Source organism: Enterococcus sp. DIV2467a, from assembly GCF_050532945.1.
Taxonomy (GTDB): Bacteria; Bacillota; Bacilli; order Lactobacillales; family Enterococcaceae; genus Enterococcus; species Enterococcus faecalis.
In genome coordinates this window covers 2,180,737-2,199,964 of the sequence record NZ_CP172896.1, presented here as the reverse complement: position 1 = coordinate 2,199,964, position 19,228 = coordinate 2,180,737, and the positions used below count along the sequence as shown (strand labels likewise).

The following is a 19,228-nucleotide window of genomic DNA, read 5'->3' as shown; positions in this document are numbered from 1 at the left end:
GGAGTAGACAATGACCATTCTAAAGTATTTAAAAGATCGCTGGTTATTACTAATTGGTTGGTTATTTTTTCTGTTCTTAACTTGTTTTATTTTATGGTTGGCTCCTAATGTCCGCTTAGATTGGACAGTGGTTGGCTATATCTTTTTACTGCAAAGTGTTTTTTTATCGCTATTTTTAACAATTGATTATTATTTAAAACGTAAGTGGTGGCTTTCGTTGGCAACGGAAAAAGAGCCGCCTTCTTTACAAGAATATTTGAATACAGCAGAAAAAGAAGAAGAACTACTTGTCCAAACGTATATTAACGGTTTATTGCAAGAGCACCAACAAACCATGCAGCAAGCAATTAACAACCAACAGGACCAAAAAGATTACATTGACTCTTGGGTTCATGAAATCAAAGTCCCCCTAGCGGCTATCACGTTACTGGTACAATCTGTCGAAGATGATATTCCAGAGAAAAAATATTATCTATTGGAAAATGAGTTAGGTAAAATTGATGAATATGTCGAGCAAGTCCTATATTATGCTAGACTGGACAGCTTTTCTCGAGATTATTTACTCCAAGAATATTCTTTAAAAGAAATTGTGCAATCTGTTGTTCGTACGCAAGCAAATTATTTTATCCAAAAAAGATTGCAATTCTCAATTGAAGGGGAAGATGAAGCGGTTTTAACCGACCGAAAATGGGTCATTTTTATTTTCCGCCAATTATTAAGTAATGCAGTCAAGTATACGCCAGAAGGCGGCACGATTACGGTCCTAATTTCCAAAAATAAACAAGGTATTTATTTATCTTTAAAAGATTCTGGGATTGGCATTCCGATGCAAGATCAACGACGCATTTTCGATAAAGGATTTACTGGTGAAAACGGGCGGAAAAGTGAACAGCATTCGACTGGTCTTGGCCTGTATTTGGCCCATAGCTTAGCGAAAAAGTTAGGTCATGATTTAACAGTCGAATCGACAGAAGGGCAAGGTACGACGATGACATTGTTTTTCCCTTCCCTCAGTTATTATAATGAAGTGAAATAAAAAGTAGGTCTATCAGCAAATTAAAGAGGTGATAGGCCTTTTTTTATTTATTAAAACTTTCTTGCTAACTTCTCTTACTCTTCTTAGTTGTTTAGAAAACGTTTTTATTGTTAGAATGAAATGAAATAAATTTGTTAGGAGAATATTATGAGTTTACTTATCGCTTTAGTGCCCATGATTGCGTGGGGCAGTATTGGTTTAGTCAGCGGTAAAATTGGTGGAAGCGCCAATCAACAAACGTTAGGTATGACAATCGGCGCATTACTATTTTCAATTGTTGTCTTTTTTGTCATCCAGCCTACGTTGACGACAGCCACATTAATTGTTGGATTTATATCTGGTTTATTCTGGAGTTTGGGACAGAATCAACAATTTCATAGCATGAAATATATGGGCGTTTCAGTTGGCTTACCAATTTCAACTGGGATGCAGTTAGTTGTTAATACCGTTGCAGGGGCTGTTTTTTTCCATGAATGGACAAAAACAAAAGACTTTGTTGTGGGCTTTATCGCTTTAGCCTTTTTAGTTTTTGGGGTGTATTTAACAGCTCGACAAGATGATGATAGTCAACCGAAAACCTCAAACAGTATGTTAGATTTTAATAAAGGGATTCGGGCGTTGATTTTCTCAACAGTTGGGTATGGTGTCTATACCATCATTATTAATGCCACTGGTTTAGATCCGTGGGGAATTATTTTGCCACAAAGTATTGGTATGTTAGTGGGGGCTAGTTTCTTTGCCTTCAAAAAAGTCAAAGTTGATCGTTTTGTTTGGATGAATATGACGACGGGTCTGCTTTGGGGCTTAGGAAATATTTGTATGTTATTAACCATGCGTGAAATTGGCTTAGCTATTAGCTTCTCTTTATCACAAATGGGGATTATTATTTCGACTCTTGGGGGCATCTTCCTTTTAGGCGAAAGAAAATCAAAAAAAGAAATGTTTTATGTTATTTTTGGTTGCATTTTTGTTATTCTAGGTGGTATTCTTTTAGGGTATATGAAAGCGTAAATAGTTTATTTACGCTTATTTTTTTTACGGGGGTAAACACATGTCTATTTTCAGAAAAAAAGAAATCACTGTGCCTGTCAATGATAGTGGTGGAATGAAAAAAAATCTTAAGACGATGGACTTAATTTTTCTAGGAATTGGGGCTGTAGTAGGAACAGGGATTTTTGTTGTGACAGGTGTCGCAGCGGAACGCTATGCAGGTCCAGGGCTCGTCTTATCATTTCTGGTAGCAGCAGCCGCGATTATTTTATCTGGTTTATGCTATGCAGAATTTGCATCACGTATTCCGGTCATTGGTGGGCCGTATGCCTACATGTATGTGGTCTTTGGAGAAATTGTGGCTTGGATGACTGGTTGGATGATTATTTGTGAGTTTTTCTTGGCGGTTTCATCCGTTGCTTCAGGTTGGTCAGGCTATGTTCATGGCTTTTTGGATAGCTTAGGTTTTTCTTTACCGCAAGCGTTAAGTGGCGCTTATAATCCAACAAATGGTACATATATTGATTTGATTGCCATGTTGGTCGTTGTAGCCGTAACTTTTTGGGTATCTTTAGAAGCGAAAACAGCGTTACGTTTAAATAACTTAATGGTTTTCGTGAAGTTTGGGATTATTTTATTATTTGTTCTCGTGGGAATCTTTTATGTGAAACCAACGAACTGGCAACCATTTATTCCTTATGGTTTTTCAGGCGTTTTCAGTGGTGCTGCTTTAGTTTTCTTTGCCTTTCTAGGGTTTGATGCGGTCAGCATGGCCGCGGAGGAAGTGAAGAATCCGAAAAAAGATATTCCAAAAGGGATTATTGGTTCCATTATTATTTCAACATTGTTATATATTGTTGTTACGTTAGTTTTAACTGGGATTGTTCCATTTACGGATTTAGGGGTCAAGGATCCGGTGGCTTTTGCGATGCGCTTCATTAATCATGGCGCAATCGCGACAATCATTTCAGTTGGTGCTATTTTAACCTTATTAACAGTGACGATTGCGATGATGTACAGTTTAGCCCGTGTGATTTATGCGATTAGTAAAGATGGATTATTGCCGCAGTTTATGAGCAAAATCGATGAGAAGCGGCACACACCTAAGAATGCAACCTATGTAGCTGGATTTTTAGCAATGGTTTTTGCTGGGATTGTTCCAATGGAGATGTTGGCTGAACTTACAAATATCGTGACACTCTTTTATCTGATGTTTCTCGCTTTAGGAATTATCAAATTACGGACAATGAAAGGAGAACCGCAAGCAGGTGAATTTAAAGTACCACTTGTGCCGGTTCTACCATTAATTTCAATCGTGGTTTGCGCGGCTTTGATGTTCCAATTGTCTTTAGCTACTTGGCAAGTATTTGGCATAGCCGTAGTGATTGGTTTGGCTATTTATTTCTTTTATGGACGACACCATAGTATCGTTCGTTTCGAGACAAAAGAATAAAAATGAACGAAAAAAGAGAGGAATACTTGTCAAATAGACAGGTGTTTCTCTCTTTTCTTTCTGGCATTTTCTTCATTTTCAAGAGAAAACCGACAAGAAATATAGTTTAATAATGTCTAATTATGGTATACTGTTTAGGAGTAAATCCTGAGGGTTTAGGAAAATGACTAAAGGAGGTTTTTTCTGTATGTCACAGAAAGAAACATTTTATATTACCACCCCAATTTATTACCCAAGTGGGAAGTTACATATTGGGAATTCATATACAACAATCGCCTGCGATGCAATGGCCCGTTACAAGCGTTTAATGGGTTTTGATGTATTTTATTTAACAGGTGTGGATGAACATGGCCAAAAAATTGAAAAAAAAGCTGCTGAGTTGAATGTGACACCAAAAGAGTACGTTGATAAAATGGCTGCAGATGTTCAAAAATTATGGAAAACATTAGATATCAGCTATGATAAATTTATTCGGACAACGGATGATTATCACATGGCAGCCGTGCAACAAATTTTTGACCGTTTAGTAGAACAAGGAGATATCTACCTTGGAGAATATGAAGGTTGGTATTCAGTTTCTGATGAAGAATTTTTCACTGAAACACAATTAGCTGAAGTATATCGTGACGATGAAGGCAATGTCATTGGTGGGAAAGCACCAAGTGGTCACGAAGTCGAATTAGTTAAAGAAGAATCCTATTTCTTCCGCATGAGTAAATATGCGGATCGCTTGGTACAATATTACGAAGAACATCCAGAATTTATTCAACCAGAATCTCGTAAAAATGAGATGCTAAATAACTTTATCAAACCAGGATTGGAAGATTTAGCCGTTTCAAGAACGACTTTCTCTTGGGGAATTCCATTAAAAAATGATCCAAAACATGTGGTTTACGTATGGATTGATGCGTTATCAAACTATATTACAGCACTAGGTTATGGTTCAGAAGATGATTCATTATTCCAAAAATATTGGCCTGCGAACGTGCAAATGGTTGGGAAAGAAATCGTGCGTTTCCATACGATTTATTGGCCAATTATGTTAATGGCCTTGGATTTACCATTACCGAAAAAAGTCTTTGGACATGGTTGGTTATTGATGAAAGACGGAAAAATGTCTAAATCTAAAGGAAATGTTGTTTACCCTGAAATGTTAGTAGAACGCTACGGTCTAGATGCGTTACGTTACTATTTATTACGAGCAATTCCATTTGGTAGTGATGGCGTCTTTACACCAGAAGATTTCGTTTCTCGCTTAAATTATGATTTAGCTAATGACTTAGGAAACTTGTTGAATCGAACAATTGCGATGATTAATAAATATTGTGATGGCAAAGTACCAGCCTATGCTTCAAAAGTTACCCCATTTGATAGTGAACTATCGACAACTGCGGCGAATGTTATTGGAAAATATCATGAAGCAATGGAAAAAATGGAATTTAACACGGCCATTGCAGAAATCTGGACGCTAGTTTCTCGTGCCAATAAATATATTGATGAAACAGCGCCTTGGGTATTAGCTAAAGAAGAAGAGAAACGCAACGAATTAGAAAGTGTCATGATCCATTTAGCGGAAAGCTTACGAATTGTGGCAATCTTATTGCAACCAGTCATGACAGAAACACCAGGGAAAATTTTCGAACAATTAGGCTTAGATCCAGAAACAATGAACATGGAAAATATTCATTTTGGTGAGTTCCCAACAGACGTAACAGTAACAAGTAAAGGAACACCTATTTTCCCACGTTTAGAAATTGAAACAGAAGTAACGTATATTCAAAAGAAAATGTCCCAAAGCGAAAGTGCTACAGAAGAGGATATTAAATGGAATCCAGAAGAAACAACGTTGGTTTCAACGAAAGAAAAACAAATTAAGTACGATGATTTCGATAAAGTGGAATTAAAAGTTGCCGAAGTTATTGACTGTAAAAAAGTCAAAGGAGCAGATAAATTATTGCAATTCCGTTTAGATGCTGGAGATGAAAACCATCGTCAAATTCTTTCAGGTATTGCTGAATTTTATCCAGATCCAGCTGCGCTAATTGGCAAAAAAGTAGTCATTGTGGCTAACTTAAAACCAAGAAAAATGCGTGGTCAAATTAGCCAAGGAATGATTCTTTCAGCTGAATCACCAGAAGGGAAACTTCAAATTGTTGAAGCACCAAAAGAAATGCCAAATGGTGCAGGAATTGCATAAAAGCATAAGTAGTAAAGATAAAAGGTGAATTGTAACCTTTTATCTTTACTACTTTTTTTGTATACTAGAAGAAAAGTGATTTGATGTGGGGGAAGTTTGATGGCTTATCATAAATTTAAATTTTATGAGCAACGAAAAAATGATCCTAAATGGCGTCCGTATTATTTAGAAGCTATGAGAGTAAGGGAACAAGCATGGCTAACAGTTCAACGTAGAAAAAGAAGGGCAAGAATTAGAACCTTTTTAGTGGTTGCGATACTGGTTATTTTAGTTTTTCTGTTATTGGCTCATTGGACATATTCACAAACAAATGAACTCTCTTTCTCCAGTTTTATCGACGTCCTAAAATCGAAAATCAACGAATTTTTAAATTAAAAGAATCGAAGAAAAGCCTAGAAAAAATCATTTGCGATTTTTCCTAGGCTTTTCTATTTTAGAGTTTCACTTTTTTAGGTATTCGTTTTTTACCAAAACGGCCTTTCGTTAGGCGACTTGGTAAAATGATCAGTAAGAGTGAAAAAGGGACACTGATAATTTGCCACGTGAGTAAACGGCCTAAGCTATTATTTTTATAGAGCCACTCTAATATAAAATGCAGCCCTAAAATACTTAACAAAGCCAAGCCTGTCAGGAAATAAGGCGTTGATACCCAGTTGGTCGTTTTCAAGAGACTAAAACCTAAAGGAACTAGATAAAAGTAAGCACTTGTTAAAGTAATACGCCAACTTTTCATAACGGTGCCTAAATTAATTATAAAAAAAAGTAAAGATAGGACTAAAGCGAAAGGTGGAAACAAAGCCACTAACGCCGAATAGATGGTTCCCCAGACGAGCATTAAGGGACCTTTAACAATAGCGGCAATAAGTGTAAACAAGCCAATTAGGAGTAACTGCTGTGTCAGTGAGCCAAAGGTTAGCAAGCCAAATAAAATAAGCAGTAGCCAGTGCCAAATGGTTTGGTTTTGTTGTTTTCGCTCAATAGTTACATTTTTTTGGATAGAAGTTTTTAAAAAATTTTCTAAATCAGGTGATTGTTTCACCTTCTCACGCTCCTCTCAACTTAAGAGACAACAAACGAGTAGGACTGCTAATTAAAAAGCAGTACCTACTCGTCTATTATAAGTGGTTTTTCTAAAAATAAAATCCGCCTTAAGTCTCAGTTACCGGGCTGCCAAGTAAGGTGTAAACCATTCAGAAAGTGTGCCGGTATAAGGTAAAACGACCCGTTTCATTCCACGAGAAATAGCAGTATACAGGATTTTTTTATCTCGTTTATTGTCGGAATAACGATTAACATTTGGGTTATGAAGAATTACATTATCAAATTCTAGACCTTTTGCCATATCAATTGATAAAACTTGCAGTGACGGATGTTCTTCCAATGAAAGAGAAGCACTAAGTTCTTTTGTTAATTGTTCTTTTTCTGCAAATGTTTTAGTAATAATGGCGGTGCTTTCTTTCGGATCAAAAGTTGCAATGGAAGTGACGATTGCTTTAAGATAGTCAGACGCAGAGTCACAAGGAATAAATGTCGGCTTTTCTCCATCATGCCGGATGGGCACAATGGTTAATTGCTCTGGTTGAGTGCCTAATGTTTGGAAGAGTCGTGTAATTTCTTTACTTGAACGATAGCTGTTTAATAATTGATAGGTTCCAACAGAACGGCTGGTTTCGTTAACCAATAAATCATGGGCTTCAGAAAATTCAATGGCTGTATTAAAAATGGCTTGATTTTCATCACCAGCTAAAGTAAAACTAGCTTTAGGGAAAAGTGTCAGCAGTAATAATAATTGGGCTTCTGTATAATCTTGGACTTCATCGACTAGGATAAAAGCCATTTGCTGGTTGGCGAGGTTTTCAATAAATGCATGTTTCACCAAAATAAGGGCCACAATTTCATCGGCTGTGAAAACAGCTGTCTCTTTTTGATACGATTTTTCAGTGAATAAAGAATAAAACGTTTCAAAAAAGGCCCATTGATCTAGCCAAGCATCATTTTTAATAGCGGCAGTGATAGAGCGATATTTTTTCTTCAAACGTTTTAAAGCAAAATCAGCCAGATGTTTTTCATTATCTTCGGTAATCACTGTGCCAAAATAACGAACTTGTTCAGCTTCTGTTAAATCTTGGAATTGATCCAACATTTTTTTAGAATGGGCTTGTTTTAATAAGTACCGTGTCCAAAGACTGGTTAATTTTTCTTTTGTGGCTGAAATTCGTTGGCGAATACTCAAGTCAGCTGGTGTTTCTTGATAAAGTTTAAAAATTGTTTCTGAAGTAAATAAGGTCTGCTTTTTAAAAGTTAAAGGACGGAAAAAATGTGGCTGCACAACCGCTTTTTCAGGATTGCTTAAAAGAAACGTTGCAAATTCTTTTGAACGAATAACGTGCTCTTGCTCCGTTGCCTCAGAGCGAGTAATGCGTTCGAAATAGTCCGTTTCTTCTTCCATTGGCCATGCTTCTTTGGTAGTGAAGCGTAAAAATTGTAAAAGAGTCAAATTCAAGGGATTTCGTTCGCCTAAATTCGGTAAAACTTGAGAAATATAATCAATAAATGTTGAATTTGGTGAAAGTAATAAAATATTATCCGCTGTAATTTCTGCTCGATGTTGATAAAGTAAATAAGCAATCCGTTGCATAATCGCAGACGTTTTCCCACTACCAGCAATCCCGTTGACTAGTAGGAGTGGCTGCGTTTCGTCACGAATTATTTGATTTTGTTCTTGTTGAATGGTTGTCGTAATGTCCTTCATATAAGGAGAAGCATCTTCTTCTAAAGAATGCAATAACACATCATCTTGAATCGCAATGGTTGTGTCAAAATAGTTGATTAATTGATCTTTTTCAATAATTAACTGTCTTTTCAAATCAAGTTGTACAGGAATGGTTTGTTGATGTGCCATGTAGGCTGTTTTCCCTAAAACATTGTCATAAAATAACGAAGCAATCGGTGTGCGCCAATCGTGAATGCGCGTTTCTTCTTCTAAAGAAGTAAAATCGTTTACGCCAATATAAAAGTTTTCTGGCTCTTCAGGGCTGTCTTCAAAAGTCACGCCAATTTTGCCAAAATAAGGAACTTGTAATAGGCGTTTCACTTTGTCTAAATTTTTAGCCGTTGCTTCATTTTTTAAGTTCCACTGATCAATTTCACGGTTCTTCATTTCCAACATGGCAAACGTCTCTAGATTATCGGCATAACTATCAAAATTCAGCTTAGAATCGCGACCAAATTCCTCTAGCATATGTTTGCCATCTTTCATTGTGTTCGCCAATTGCTCTTCGTAAACTTTTTTAGCCGCTTGCAGCTCATGATAAACCGTTGTTAAATGCTGTTGTTCATAAATTTTTTCATCGGTCATGGAGATTCCTCCTTTTAATAACATGACTGAATAGTATACGTTACTTTTAGCATAAATGCAAGCGCTGTTTATGAGGAAATGACGAATCTTGTCGCCTAGTCATTCAGATTTTTCAAGAAATATGATAAAGTAGAGAGGAGATAAAGGAGGCAATCATAATGATTTTTGATACACATACACATTTGAATGCAGAACAATTTAATGATGATATTCCAGAAACGATTGCACATGCCCAAGAATTGGGTGTTACAGAGATGGCCGTGGTCGGTTTTGATGAACCAACGATTGAAAAATCTCTTTTACTTAGTCAGGAATATGCCAATATTTATAGTATCATTGGTTGGCATCCAACAGAAGCGGGTAGCTATACGCCAGAGGTTGAACGACGATTACAAGAACAATTAACGTTGCCAAAAATTGTCGCATTAGGTGAAATCGGTCTTGATTATTACTGGATGGAGGATCCTAAAGAGGTGCAAGAAAAAGTCTTTCGCCGTCAAATTGCGATTGCTCGGGAAATGAATTTACCGTTTAGTGTGCATACGAGAGAGGCATTAGAAGATACCTATCGAATTTTAAAAGATGAAAAAATTTCAGATATTGGTGGAATCATGCATAGTTTCAGTGGTGATGCCGAGTGGATGAAGAAATTTTTAGATTTAGGTTTGCATATTTCTTTTAGTGGCGTCGTAACGTTTAAAAAGGCGTTGGATGTTCAAGAAGCGGCGATGGCGGTACCACTTGAACGAATGTTGGTGGAAACAGATGCACCCTATTTAGCCCCTGTTCCTTATCGTGGTAAACGGAATGAACCAGGCTATACACGATACGTAGTGGAAAAAATTGCTGAATTACGACAACTAACCTTTGAAGAAGTGGCAGAACAAACGAGAGTCAACGCTCATCGCTTGTTTCGGATAGATAAATGAAAGAAAAAATGAAAGTTGCAGAAATCATTGTCGTTGAAGGAAAAGACGACACACGCCGCATTCAAGAGGTAGTTGCAGCGGATACGATTGAAACGATTGGCTCTGCTATCAATGATGAAATTTTGACACAAATTGAACACGCACAAGAAACGAGAGGCGTGATTATTTTTACAGATCCAGATTATTCGGGCGAAAAAATTCGTAAAACAATAATGGAAGTCGTTCCTGATGCAAAGCATGCTTTTTTATCAAGAAAAGTCGCAGTGCCTAAAAAAAATGGAGGTAGCCTAGGGGTTGAACATGCTAGTGATGAAGCAATTATTGAAGCCTTAAAAAAAGTCGTAACACCTGTTCAAGCTGATGAAGACTATCAAGAAATTCCTAGACAAACACTAGTTGAATATGGTTTAATAGCGGGAGCAAATGCCAAAAAATACCGTGAATTATTAGGAGATGACCTAAGAATTGGCTATACAAATAGCAAACAGTTAGTCAAACGGTTAAGCATGTTTCGGATTACAGAAGCAGAATTGAAAGAAAGCATGACACGTATTTTAAAAGAACTTGCAAACGAAGAATAACTACATGGAGGAACAAGCGTGACGGACTATAAAGAAATTGCCACACCATCCAGAACCAAAGAAATACTAAAAAAACATGGATTTTCATTTAAAAAGAGTTTAGGTCAAAATTTTTTGACAGAGCCTAATATTTTAAGAAAAATTGTAGAAACAGCGGGAATCAATCAGCAGACAAATGTTGTCGAAGTCGGGCCTGGAATTGGTGCATTAACAGAGCAATTAGCGATGAACGCGGCACAAGTTGTGGCTTTTGAGATTGATGATCGCTTGATTCCTGTCTTAGCGGATACCTTAAGTCGCTATGATAATGTAACAGTGGTACATCAGGATGTTTTAAAAGCTGATTTGGTCGAGACAACCAACCAAGTTTTTCAAGAGAAGTATCCGATTAAAGTGGTAGCGAACCTACCTTACTATATTACTACGCCAATTATGATGCATTTTTTAGAATCTTCTTTAGATGTAGCCGAAATGGTTGTGATGATGCAAAAAGAGGTCGCTGATCGAATTGCTGCTAAACCAGGAACGAAAGCTTATGGCTCATTATCAATTGCTGTCCAATATTTTATGGAAGCAAGTGTCGCCTTTATTGTGCCAAAAACGGTTTTTGTGCCGCAGCCCAATGTTGACTCGGCGATTATTAAATTGACGCGCCGTGCTACACCAGCGGTGACAGTGACCAATGAAAAAGAATTTTTCAAACTAACCAAAGCCAGTTTCCAATTAAGACGTAAAACATTGTGGAATAACTTAACGCATTTTTATGGGAAAGATGAACAAACGGTGGCTTGGCTAAAAGAAAGCCTGGCTGAAGCAGAAATCGATCCTTCTAGACGTGGTGAAACATTGTCTTTAGAAGAATTCGCTCGTTTAAGTAATGCTTTAGAAAAAAATAAACCAGTATAAAAAAGAACTTTCTGTTATTTATGAGAAATAACAGAAAGTTCTTTTATGTGTCTTGACACATTGCGGCTGTTCAGCTACACTTGAGAAAAACAAAAGGTGTCATGACACCTTTAGGAGGCAGTTTTAATGAAAACAAACTCAGTAAAACGTTTAACAATTTCAGCACTTTTAATTGCAATGGGGATTATCATTCCAATGGTTATGCCAAGAATTACCATTGGTCCAGCCAGTTTTACGTTAGCAAGTCACGTCCCAGTTTTTATTGCCATGTTTATTTCTCCAGTGGTGGCAATTGCAGTTAGTCTAGGAACAGGTTTTGGTTTTTTCTTATCCGCAACACCGATTATTGCTTTGCGGGCCTTATCTCATTTGATTTTTGCAGTCATTGGCGCAGTGATTTTACAAAAGCATCCAGAAATTTTAATCAATAAAGAGGGGAAATTCACTTTATTAAATGGGAAATTACAGTTGTTTAACGTGGGAATTGGAGTGATTCATTCCGCTGCCGAGCTAGTGGTTGTTTCTGTATTTTACACAATGGGCAACTTGCCAGGAACCTATTATACAGCCGGCTTCATGTATTCTATTTTTCTTTTGATGGGCGTTGGTGGATTAATTCATAGTTTGGTGGATTTCAGTATTGCCTACTTTTTAGCAAGTACCTTAAGTAAACATGTAGATATTCCAACTTTTACAGAAGCGAAACAACCCAAAGTGATAAAGAAGAAGGTTAAATTAGCATAAAGAGAAACAATCGAGGCATCCGTCATTGTGACGGATGCCTCGAGATTTTTTATTTAATGACTTCTTCTGTTTGAGGGTCGAAGAAATGTCCTTTGTTAATATCAAAAGCTAAGTCAATCATTTCACCAGGATGGTGGAAGTCACGAGCATCTACTTTTGAGATAAACTCTGTATCACCAATTTTTGTATAAAGCATGGATTCAGCCCCTAATAATTCAGAAACAACGACTTCAGATTTAATCACTGCATCTTTCATTGCCGTTAAAGCCACTTGTTCGCTATGAATATCTTCTGGACGAATACCGAAAATTAATTCTTTGCCTTCATAACCATGTTCAACAAGCTCTTTGTTTCTTCCTTCAGGAATTGCTAGTTTTAAGCCATGTTGGTTAGAAATAACCCCATTGTTTAAGGTAACTTTGAAGAAATTCATGGCAGGTGAGCCGATGAACCCAGCTACGAACATATTTTTAGGTGTATTGTAAACTTCTTTTGGTGAACCAATTTGTTGAATAAAGCCATCTTTCATAATTACGATTCGGTCAGCCATGGTCATCGCTTCGGTTTGGTCATGTGTCACATAAATTGTCGTAGTTTCTAAACGTTGGTGTAGTTTAGCGATTTCAGCACGCATGGCTACACGTAATTTTGCATCCAAGTTTGATAAAGGTTCATCCATTAAAAAGACTTTGGCATCACGGACAATTGCCCGGCCAAGTGCAACACGTTGGCGTTGTCCACCAGAAAGCGCCGCAGGTTTACGTTGTAAGTACTCTGTTAAGCCCAGAATATCCGCAGCATTTTCCACCCGTTTTTTAATTTCAGCTTTATCATATTTTCTTAGTTTTAAACCAAAGGCCATGTTATCAAAAACAGTCATATGCGGGTAAAGCGCATAGTTTTGGAAAACCATGGCAATATCACGATCTTTCGGTGCAACGTCATTCATGACTTTGTCCCCAATTGATAATTCACCTTCAGTAATATCTTCTAAGCCAGCAATCATGCGCAATGTTGTTGATTTACCGCAACCAGAAGGTCCGACAAAGACGATAAATTCACGGTCTGTAATTTCTAAGTTAAAATCTGTAACAGAATAATGTTCTGCATTGTCATATTTTTTATACACATTTCTAAGCGCCATTTCCACCATTTGATACGTCACTCTTTTCTTTTTGATTTGTTACTCATAGTTTAAATGAAAACGCTATCTTTCGGCAAGGGAGAGTTGCACAAGAAAAAGAAGACTTTTTCGTCAAGGTGACAAAGGACAAACACTCTCAGCGGATTTATCGCTAAACTTTTGTTATAATATAACAAAGACAGGAGTTGGATAACATGAAAATCGCTTTAATCGCTCATGATCGTAAAAAAACATTAATGATCAAACTAGCAACCGCTTATAAACATATTTTAGAAAAACATGAATTGTATGCGACAGGGACGACAGGCATGAAAGTGATGGAAGCAACTGGCCTACCCGTGCATTGTTTTAAATCGGGGCCATTAGGTGGGGATCAACAGATTGGCGCAATGATATCAGAAGACAACATTGATTTAGTTATTTTTTTAAGAGATCCTCTTTCCGCGCAACCACATGAACCAGATGTGACAGCTTTGATTCGTCTAAGTGATGTCTATGAAATTCCTTTAGCAACCAATATCGGCAGTGCTGAAATTCTTTTGAGAGGTGTCGAGGCGGGGTTTGCGGACTTCCGTGAGGTCATCCATGAAGGGGATCGTCGACCGTTAGCTTTTTAGAGAACCTTAATGGTTATTTTGACTATTTTGTGGTATATTTTATGAGGACTTTTGTCCAAATAAAATAACAGAGTAGGAGACAAAGCGTTAAGTGCTAAAAGGATGGGATGTTGCCTTTTGGACGAAGAACATAAACAGTGTGTTGCTAGAAAGCAAAGGTTCTTACTTTGCTTATCATCAGAACAACACGTTCAGCTTTTTAATGTTCGCGGTTTTGTTTTCGCATTCGCTGCATGGTTCGTCATGTAGCAGCTCTTAGAGGAGATGCTAAAAATGACAAAGAAAAAATTTGGCACAAAATCCATTGCGTTAATGGGCGTACTCATTGCGGTGGTCGTTGTCTTTTCACGCTTTTTTGCGTATGAAACAACGTTTTTAAAAATCAGTTTCACGTTTATTCCAGAATCATTGATTGGAATGATTTTCGGACCTTTTTGGGCTGGAATCGGCACGGCGGTGGCTGATGTGGTAGGAATGCTGCTTTTTCCAAAAGCAGGCTATTTTCCTGGGTTTACTTTAAATGCCTTTTTGGCTGGTGCTATTTATGGTTATTTCTATTATAAGAAAGAAATGACATGGCAACGAGTGATTTTGGCGACATTGTTGGTCACCGTTTTAATTAATATCATTTTAACTCCTTTGTGGTTAAGTTTAATGTATGGAGTCAATCTAGCAAATTTTGCTTGGTGGGTGCCACGCTTAATTAAAACAGTTATTTTCTTTCCTATTCAAGTAATTGCCACTTATTATTTAGGCAATAAAATTCCCTTTAAACGTTTATTTGGAAAACCATTATCTGAATTAGATCAATAAATTTAAAATTAAAAGAGTCACTTTTCATCATCCCAGAAAAGTGACTCTTTTTTATTGTGCTTTTTGATTAAACTGCGCTTCGTAAAGGTCACGATAATAACCCTGTTCTTTTTGCAATAATTCGTCATGGGTGCCAATTTCAACTACTTGACCATTGTCCATAACTAGAATTTTTTCAGCACTTTTGATTGTTGCTAAGCGATGGGCAATAACAAAACTGGTCCGGCCAGTCATCATTTGTAAAAAAGCATCCTGAATTTTTTGCTCGGTCAATGTATCAACTGAACTGGTCGCTTCATCTAAAATAAGCATCGGCGGATTACTAATCATCGTGCGTGCAATAGTCATTAATTGTCGTTGTCCTTCAGAAATTTTAACGCCTTGGGAACCAATCTCGGTATCTAGTCCTTGAGGTAAACGCATGACGAAATCAAAAATATGGGCTTTTTTCATGGCTTCTATAATTTCTTCGTCAGAGGCTTCAGGATTCCCGTACGTTAAATTTTCCCGAATGGAGCTATCGAATAGCCAAGTATCTTGGAGAACCATACCAAAACTTTTTCGTAAGCTATCCCGAGTAATTTGAGTAATGTCGTGAGTATCAACCGTAATTTGACCATGGTCGACCTCGTAAAAGCGCATTAACAAATTCACTAATGTTGATTTACCCGCACCGGTTCGCCCAACAATGGCAATTGTTTCTCCTGGTTCAGCAATTAAATTAAAGTTTTCGATTAAAGGTCGCGTCGGCGTGTAAGAAAAATCAACGTCTTTAAATTCAACACGGCCTCGCGCTTCTTTCAAAACAATTGCGTTCGGGGCATCAGGACGTTCAACTGGTTGATCCATCATATCAAAGGTACGTTCCAATCCAGCTAAGGCGGCTTGGATTTGGTTGGTGATTCCTGAGAGTTCAATAAAAGGTTTAGAAAATTGACTAGAGTAAATGGTGAAACTGGAAATAACACCAACTGTGACTAAAGGATTGCCACTTAAAACTAACAAGCCACCGACTAATCCAATTGATAAGTAAGATAAATGGTCGATAAATCGAGAAAGTGGGTTGGTTAAGGAAGAAGAAAACTGAGCCTTCTGTCCTTTTTCATACAACGTTTGATTCAATGCTTCAAATGTTTCTTGCGTAGCTTGTTCTTGTTGAAAGGCTTTAACAATTTTTTGGTTGCCAACCATTTCTGAAACGAAACCGGAAATTTCACCAACAATCGTTTGTTGTGCAGCAAAGTTTTTTTGTGAAGCTTTTGCAACAAGCCAGTTTACAATAAAAATAATCGGCGTACTGATAAGAACCACTAATGTGAGCAGGGGACTTAGCCGAATCATAAAGAGCAAAGCAACAACGACGGTGGCTATGCCAGAAAATAATTGGTTGAAGACAGCCGAGCAAGCCATTGAAATATTGTCAATATCGTTGGTAAAGCGACTGACGATATTTCCGTGTGACGTTTGGTCATAATAACTTAACGGTAATTGATTTAAATGGGCAAAGGCATCTTTTCTCAGCTGTGTGGTCGATAAATAAGACACGCGATTACCGAGACGTTGAATCAGCCATTGACTTAGAACGGTTACGAGTAAAATCCCTGCTAATAAACCTAAAATTTTGATGAGTTGCGCAGCATTGACTTGTCCTTTACCCACCATTGTATCAACGGATTTACCTATATAATAAGTCATGAGGACAGTCGAAAAACCACTGAGAATTCCTAGGATTAAGGCGCCAATAATTTCTTTTGGATAGCGTAGTAAATACGGCTTAAAACGTGAGAAGGCACCAAAATGAATTTTTTTAGTTTGCATGGGTATCCTCCTCCTGTGACGCAACGATTTCTTGATACTCTTTAGAAGAAGTAAGTAATTCTTCGTGGGTGCCAAGGCCAGCGACTTTTCCACTATCTAGGACTAAAATTTGATTCGCCGTTGCAATCGAACTCACGCGTTGTGAAATTAAAATAACGGTTGTCTCTGCTCGTTCTTTTTGTAAAGCACGACGCAGATTCAAATCTGTTTGATAGTCGAGGGCACTCAAGGAATCATCTAAAATAAGTAAATGCGGTTTCCTAATCAAGGCACGGGCAATGGTCAACCGTTGTCTTTGTCCACCAGAAAAGTTTTTTCCGCCTTCGTTAACAGGCGTGTCTAACCCTTGGTCTAATTGTTCAACAAATTCTTTACATTGGGCGATAGCTAATGCTTCCCAACAGTCTTCATCAGTTGCATTTGGTTTGCCCCATTGTAAGTTTTCTCGAATAGTCCCTGTAAATAAGACGGCAGTTTGTGGAACACTTGCCACTTGTTGGCGTAAAGTAAAGAGCGGCCAATCGCGCACATTTATACCATTAATAAAAAGGTTTCCTGCACTCACATCATAAAATCTGGGAATGAGTTGGGTTAAGGTACTTTTCCCGCTGCCGGTAGGTCCTGTGATGCCGAGAATTGAGCCTTTAGGAATCGTAAAATTGATATTTTCCAAAGCCAAACCGGCCTCTGGTTCATAGCGAAAATCTACATGGTCAAAGGTAATATCACCAAATTGTGGAGATGTTTTTGCTGATTCTGGTGTATCTGTTAACTGGCTTTCTACAGTTAAAACCTCATTGACACGGTTTGCGGAAGCGGCAGCTCGCGTAAAAATTACCACGAGATTAGAAGCAACAATTAAAGCGAGCATCATTTGATTCATATAATTGATCAATGCTAAAACTTCCCCTTGTTGCAGGGAACCGAAAGAAACTTTTAAGCCACTAAAATAAAGTAAAAATAAAATTCCAACATTCATAATCAAAGTGGTTAAAGGCGTTAATAAAGCAGAAACATTCGATACACGAATGTAAATATCGCCTAAATCATCTGAAGCTTTATCAACATGTCGTTGCTCTGTTTCCTTTCTAGCAAACGCACGGATCACACGGACACCGCTTAAATTTTGACTAATTTGACGGTTTAACCGATCCAAATATTCTTGGACTTTTTGATATAAAGGCACAGTCACTTTAATGATAATAAAGAGAATAAGGCTAAAAATTGGTAAAAGTAATAGGAAAAGAAAGCCCATCTGCACGTCAATGTAAAAAGCCATGACCACAGAACCGATACTTAAAAAAGGTGTCCGAATGACCAACCGAATAAACATCGCTAAAGCCAATTGAAGCTGATTGATATCGTTTGTGATCCGGGTGATGAGGGTATCTGTACCAAAACTATTCAATTCTTTGTGTGAAAGCTGATTAATTTTCTTCATTAATTGATTTCTTAGCTCCGTCCCAAAACCTTGCGAAGCGACTGAAGCATAATATTGACAAATCATGACAAAAAATAAACCAACTAACGACATAACAAGCATCCAGAGGGCCATTTCTATGACAGTCTGTCGGTCGTTTTGACGAATACCGACATCGACTAAGTGAGCCATGAATAAGGGCAAGACTAACTCGAAACAAGCTTCTAAAAATTTGAAGACTGGACCGAGGATAATTTGTTTTCGATAATTTTTTGCGTATTTCAATAAACCAAACATAAGATTCCTCCCTTTGCTGCTCTCATTGTAGCCTAATCTTTCAATGAAAGAAAGTTGTTCGCTACATTTTCTCAACTTCTGTTAAAATAGAAGAAAAGAGCAAAGAAGTGGAGTGTGACAGAAACGTGGAAAAAATGAGTCAGGTTATTTTGTTATTTTTTATTTATTCCTTTATCGGCTGGTTATGGGAAACGGTGTATTGTTCATTAAAAGCCAAAAAATTTGTTTATCGAGGATTTTTGGTAGGGCCTTATTGTCCTATTTATGGATTTGGGGTCTTAAGCGTTCTCTATTTTGTGGAACCCTTTGAGAACAATCTCTTGGTATTGTATGTCGGATCGGCTGTTTTAGTGACGATTTTAGAATATGTCACTAGTTATGGCTTGGAAAAACTGTTCCATGCCTCTTGGTGGGATTATCATGATGTACCTTTTAATTTAAACGGTCGCGTGGCTTTACCGGTTTCTCTTTTTTGGGGATTGGGGTGTGTCTTGATTGTCAAAGTTATTCAACCAGAAATCGCCAAAGTTGTCAGCTTTTTACAAGCAACCTTTGGCAACTACTTAGCACTTTGCATAGTGATTGTAATGGGGCTTGACTTAATTTATACGTTGCTGAACATGCAAGGTTTCAAAAAACTTATTACCGAGATGGGCCAAACGTTGGAAACGAACCAACAAGAATTTAAGCAACGGTTGAACACAAAAATGGAAATCGCTACAGCTGATTGGCAGAAGTTAAAAGAACGAACCAAAAAAGAGCATTTCCAAAATCGATTAAATTTCCAACAACGTCGTTTTATTAACAATTACCCAAAACTAACTTTAAAAAACATTAAAAATTCCAAAGAAGTGCGGCATCTCTTAGAAGATTTGAAGAAAAAAGGCCAATAATTAACAAAAAATATTACAAAATATTTCAATCA

At 37.4% G+C, this 19,228-nt stretch carries 17 protein-coding genes and 1 riboswitch; of the genes, 12 read left to right on the top strand and 5 right to left on the bottom strand.

Annotation, left to right across the window (positions count from 1 at the left end):
• The first annotated feature begins 10 nt into the window (after window positions 1-10).
• The 5 genes from sapS (at window position 11) to IGL80_RS10390 (ending at window position 6,051) form a co-directional block, all read left to right on the top strand.
• A complete protein-coding gene (sapS, locus tag IGL80_RS10410; RefSeq protein WP_002358842.1) occupies window positions 11-1,036 on the top strand; it encodes a two-component system sensor histidine kinase SapS in 1,026 nt (341 codons plus the stop codon).
• 147 nt (window positions 1,037-1,183) lie between these two features.
• A complete protein-coding gene (locus tag IGL80_RS10405) occupies window positions 1,184-2,047 on the top strand; it encodes a GRP family sugar transporter (protein WP_002355811.1) in 864 nt (287 codons plus the stop codon).
• A gap of 40 nt (window positions 2,048-2,087) precedes the next feature.
• A complete protein-coding gene (locus IGL80_RS10400; protein WP_002355812.1) occupies window positions 2,088-3,479 on the top strand; it encodes an amino acid permease in 1,392 nt (463 codons plus the stop codon).
• 187 nt (window positions 3,480-3,666) lie between these two features.
• Window positions 3,667-5,676: a methionine--tRNA ligase gene (gene metG / locus IGL80_RS10395; protein ID WP_002355813.1), complete on the top strand. Its 2,010-nt coding sequence runs from the start codon at window positions 3,667-3,669 to the stop codon at window positions 5,674-5,676.
• A gap of 99 nt (window positions 5,677-5,775) precedes the next feature.
• Window positions 5,776-6,051 carry a hypothetical protein gene (locus tag IGL80_RS10390; RefSeq protein WP_002358843.1) on the top strand — a complete coding sequence of 92 codons (276 nt, stop codon included), beginning with the start codon at window positions 5,776-5,778 and terminating at the stop codon, window positions 6,049-6,051.
• 58 nt (window positions 6,052-6,109) lie between these two features.
• Here the strand turns inward: IGL80_RS10390 and IGL80_RS10385 are convergent, their stop codons facing one another.
• Complete coding sequence (locus IGL80_RS10385) at window positions 6,110-6,715, bottom strand: hypothetical protein (RefSeq protein ID WP_002391492.1); 606 nt, start codon at window positions 6,713-6,715, stop codon at window positions 6,110-6,112.
• 120 nt (window positions 6,716-6,835) lie between these two features.
• Window positions 6,836-9,058, bottom strand: a complete 2,223-nt coding sequence (locus IGL80_RS10380; RefSeq protein ID WP_002358845.1) for a HelD family protein — start codon at window positions 9,056-9,058, stop codon at window positions 6,836-6,838.
• 134 nt (window positions 9,059-9,192) lie between these two features.
• On the opposite strand from IGL80_RS10380, the gene IGL80_RS10375 reads away from it, so the two are divergent.
• The 4 genes from IGL80_RS10375 (at window position 9,193) to IGL80_RS10360 (ending at window position 12,194) form a co-directional block, all read left to right on the top strand.
• Window positions 9,193-9,963 carry a TatD family hydrolase gene (locus IGL80_RS10375; protein ID WP_002358846.1) on the top strand — a complete coding sequence of 257 codons (771 nt, stop codon included), beginning with the start codon at window positions 9,193-9,195 and terminating at the stop codon, window positions 9,961-9,963.
• Window positions 9,960-10,544: a ribonuclease M5 gene (rnmV, locus tag IGL80_RS10370; protein WP_002358848.1), complete on the top strand. Its 585-nt coding sequence runs from the start codon at window positions 9,960-9,962 to the stop codon at window positions 10,542-10,544. Before IGL80_RS10375 ends, rnmV begins: the two co-directional genes overlap by 4 nt.
• Window positions 10,545-10,562: 18 nt before the next feature.
• Window positions 10,563-11,450, top strand: a complete 888-nt coding sequence (gene rsmA, locus IGL80_RS10365; protein WP_002358849.1) for a 16S rRNA (adenine(1518)-N(6)/adenine(1519)-N(6))-dimethyltransferase RsmA — start codon at window positions 10,563-10,565, stop codon at window positions 11,448-11,450.
• A gap of 126 nt (window positions 11,451-11,576) precedes the next feature.
• Window positions 11,577-12,194 (top strand): hypothetical protein, encoded by a 618-nt coding sequence (locus IGL80_RS10360; protein WP_002355821.1) that lies wholly within the window; start codon window positions 11,577-11,579, stop codon window positions 12,192-12,194.
• Window positions 12,195-12,243: 49 nt separating this feature from the next.
• On the opposite strand, the gene IGL80_RS10355 is transcribed toward IGL80_RS10360, so the two are convergent.
• The gene (locus tag IGL80_RS10355; protein ID WP_002355822.1) at window positions 12,244-13,347 is read right to left on the bottom strand and encodes an ABC transporter ATP-binding protein; all 1,104 of its coding nucleotides are present in this window, start codon (window positions 13,345-13,347) and stop codon (window positions 12,244-12,246) included.
• Window positions 13,348-13,532: 185 nt separating this feature from the next.
• Between IGL80_RS10355 and mgsA the strand changes: the two genes are divergently transcribed.
• Window positions 13,533-13,955 (top strand): methylglyoxal synthase, encoded by a 423-nt coding sequence (gene mgsA / locus IGL80_RS10350; RefSeq protein ID WP_002355823.1) that lies wholly within the window; start codon window positions 13,533-13,535, stop codon window positions 13,953-13,955.
• Between the two features lie 66 nt (window positions 13,956-14,021).
• A riboswitch (THF riboswitch) is annotated at window positions 14,022-14,189 on the top strand.
• Between the two features lie 30 nt (window positions 14,190-14,219).
• The gene (locus IGL80_RS10345) at window positions 14,220-14,768 is read left to right on the top strand and encodes a folate family ECF transporter S component (RefSeq protein ID WP_002385065.1); all 549 of its coding nucleotides are present in this window, start codon (window positions 14,220-14,222) and stop codon (window positions 14,766-14,768) included.
• A 51-nt stretch (window positions 14,769-14,819) separates the two neighbouring features.
• Here the strand turns inward: IGL80_RS10345 and IGL80_RS10340 are convergent, their stop codons facing one another.
• The gene (locus IGL80_RS10340; protein WP_002358850.1) at window positions 14,820-16,586 is read right to left on the bottom strand and encodes an ABC transporter ATP-binding protein; all 1,767 of its coding nucleotides are present in this window, start codon (window positions 16,584-16,586) and stop codon (window positions 14,820-14,822) included.
• Window positions 16,576-18,303 carry an ABC transporter ATP-binding protein gene (locus tag IGL80_RS10335; protein ID WP_002363303.1) on the bottom strand — a complete coding sequence of 576 codons (1,728 nt, stop codon included), beginning with the start codon at window positions 18,301-18,303 and terminating at the stop codon, window positions 16,576-16,578. Before IGL80_RS10335 ends, IGL80_RS10340 begins: the two co-directional genes overlap by 11 nt.
• A gap of 125 nt (window positions 18,304-18,428) precedes the next feature.
• Here IGL80_RS10335 and IGL80_RS10330 point away from each other — a divergent pair, with 125 nt between their 5' ends.
• Entirely contained in the window at window positions 18,429-19,196 is a 768-nt protein-coding gene (locus IGL80_RS10330) for a putative ABC transporter permease (protein WP_002387023.1), read from the top strand.
• Window positions 19,197-19,228: the final 32 nt, after the last annotated feature.

What these genes read in the sequence shown, in the direction of transcription:
- sapS (WP_002358842.1), top strand. Translation starts at nt 11, where the DNA reads ATGACCATTCTAAAGTATTTAAAAGATCGCTGGTTATTACTAATTGGT.
- IGL80_RS10405 (WP_002355811.1), top strand. Translation starts at nt 1,184, where the DNA reads ATGAGTTTACTTATCGCTTTAGTGCCCATGATTGCGTGGGGCAGTATT.
- IGL80_RS10400 (WP_002355812.1), top strand. Translation starts at nt 2,088, where the DNA reads ATGTCTATTTTCAGAAAAAAAGAAATCACTGTGCCTGTCAATGATAGT.
- metG (WP_002355813.1), top strand. Translation starts at nt 3,667, where the DNA reads ATGTCACAGAAAGAAACATTTTATATTACCACCCCAATTTATTACCCA.
- IGL80_RS10390 (WP_002358843.1), top strand. Translation starts at nt 5,776, where the DNA reads ATGGCTTATCATAAATTTAAATTTTATGAGCAACGAAAAAATGATCCT.
- IGL80_RS10380 (WP_002358845.1), bottom strand. Translation starts at nt 9,058, where the DNA reads ATGTTATTAAAAGGAGGAATCTCCATGACCGATGAAAAAATTTATGAA.
- IGL80_RS10375 (WP_002358846.1), top strand. Translation starts at nt 9,193, where the DNA reads ATGATTTTTGATACACATACACATTTGAATGCAGAACAATTTAATGAT.
- rnmV (WP_002358848.1), top strand. Translation starts at nt 9,960, where the DNA reads ATGAAAGAAAAAATGAAAGTTGCAGAAATCATTGTCGTTGAAGGAAAA.
- IGL80_RS10360 (WP_002355821.1), top strand. Translation starts at nt 11,577, where the DNA reads ATGAAAACAAACTCAGTAAAACGTTTAACAATTTCAGCACTTTTAATT.
- IGL80_RS10355 (WP_002355822.1), bottom strand. Translation starts at nt 13,347, where the DNA reads ATGGTGGAAATGGCGCTTAGAAATGTGTATAAAAAATATGACAATGCA.
- mgsA (WP_002355823.1), top strand. Translation starts at nt 13,533, where the DNA reads ATGAAAATCGCTTTAATCGCTCATGATCGTAAAAAAACATTAATGATC.
- IGL80_RS10345 (WP_002385065.1), top strand. Translation starts at nt 14,220, where the DNA reads ATGCTAAAAATGACAAAGAAAAAATTTGGCACAAAATCCATTGCGTTA.
- IGL80_RS10340 (WP_002358850.1), bottom strand. Translation starts at nt 16,586, where the DNA reads ATGCAAACTAAAAAAATTCATTTTGGTGCCTTCTCACGTTTTAAGCCG.
- IGL80_RS10335 (WP_002363303.1), bottom strand. Translation starts at nt 18,303, where the DNA reads ATGTTTGGTTTATTGAAATACGCAAAAAATTATCGAAAACAAATTATC.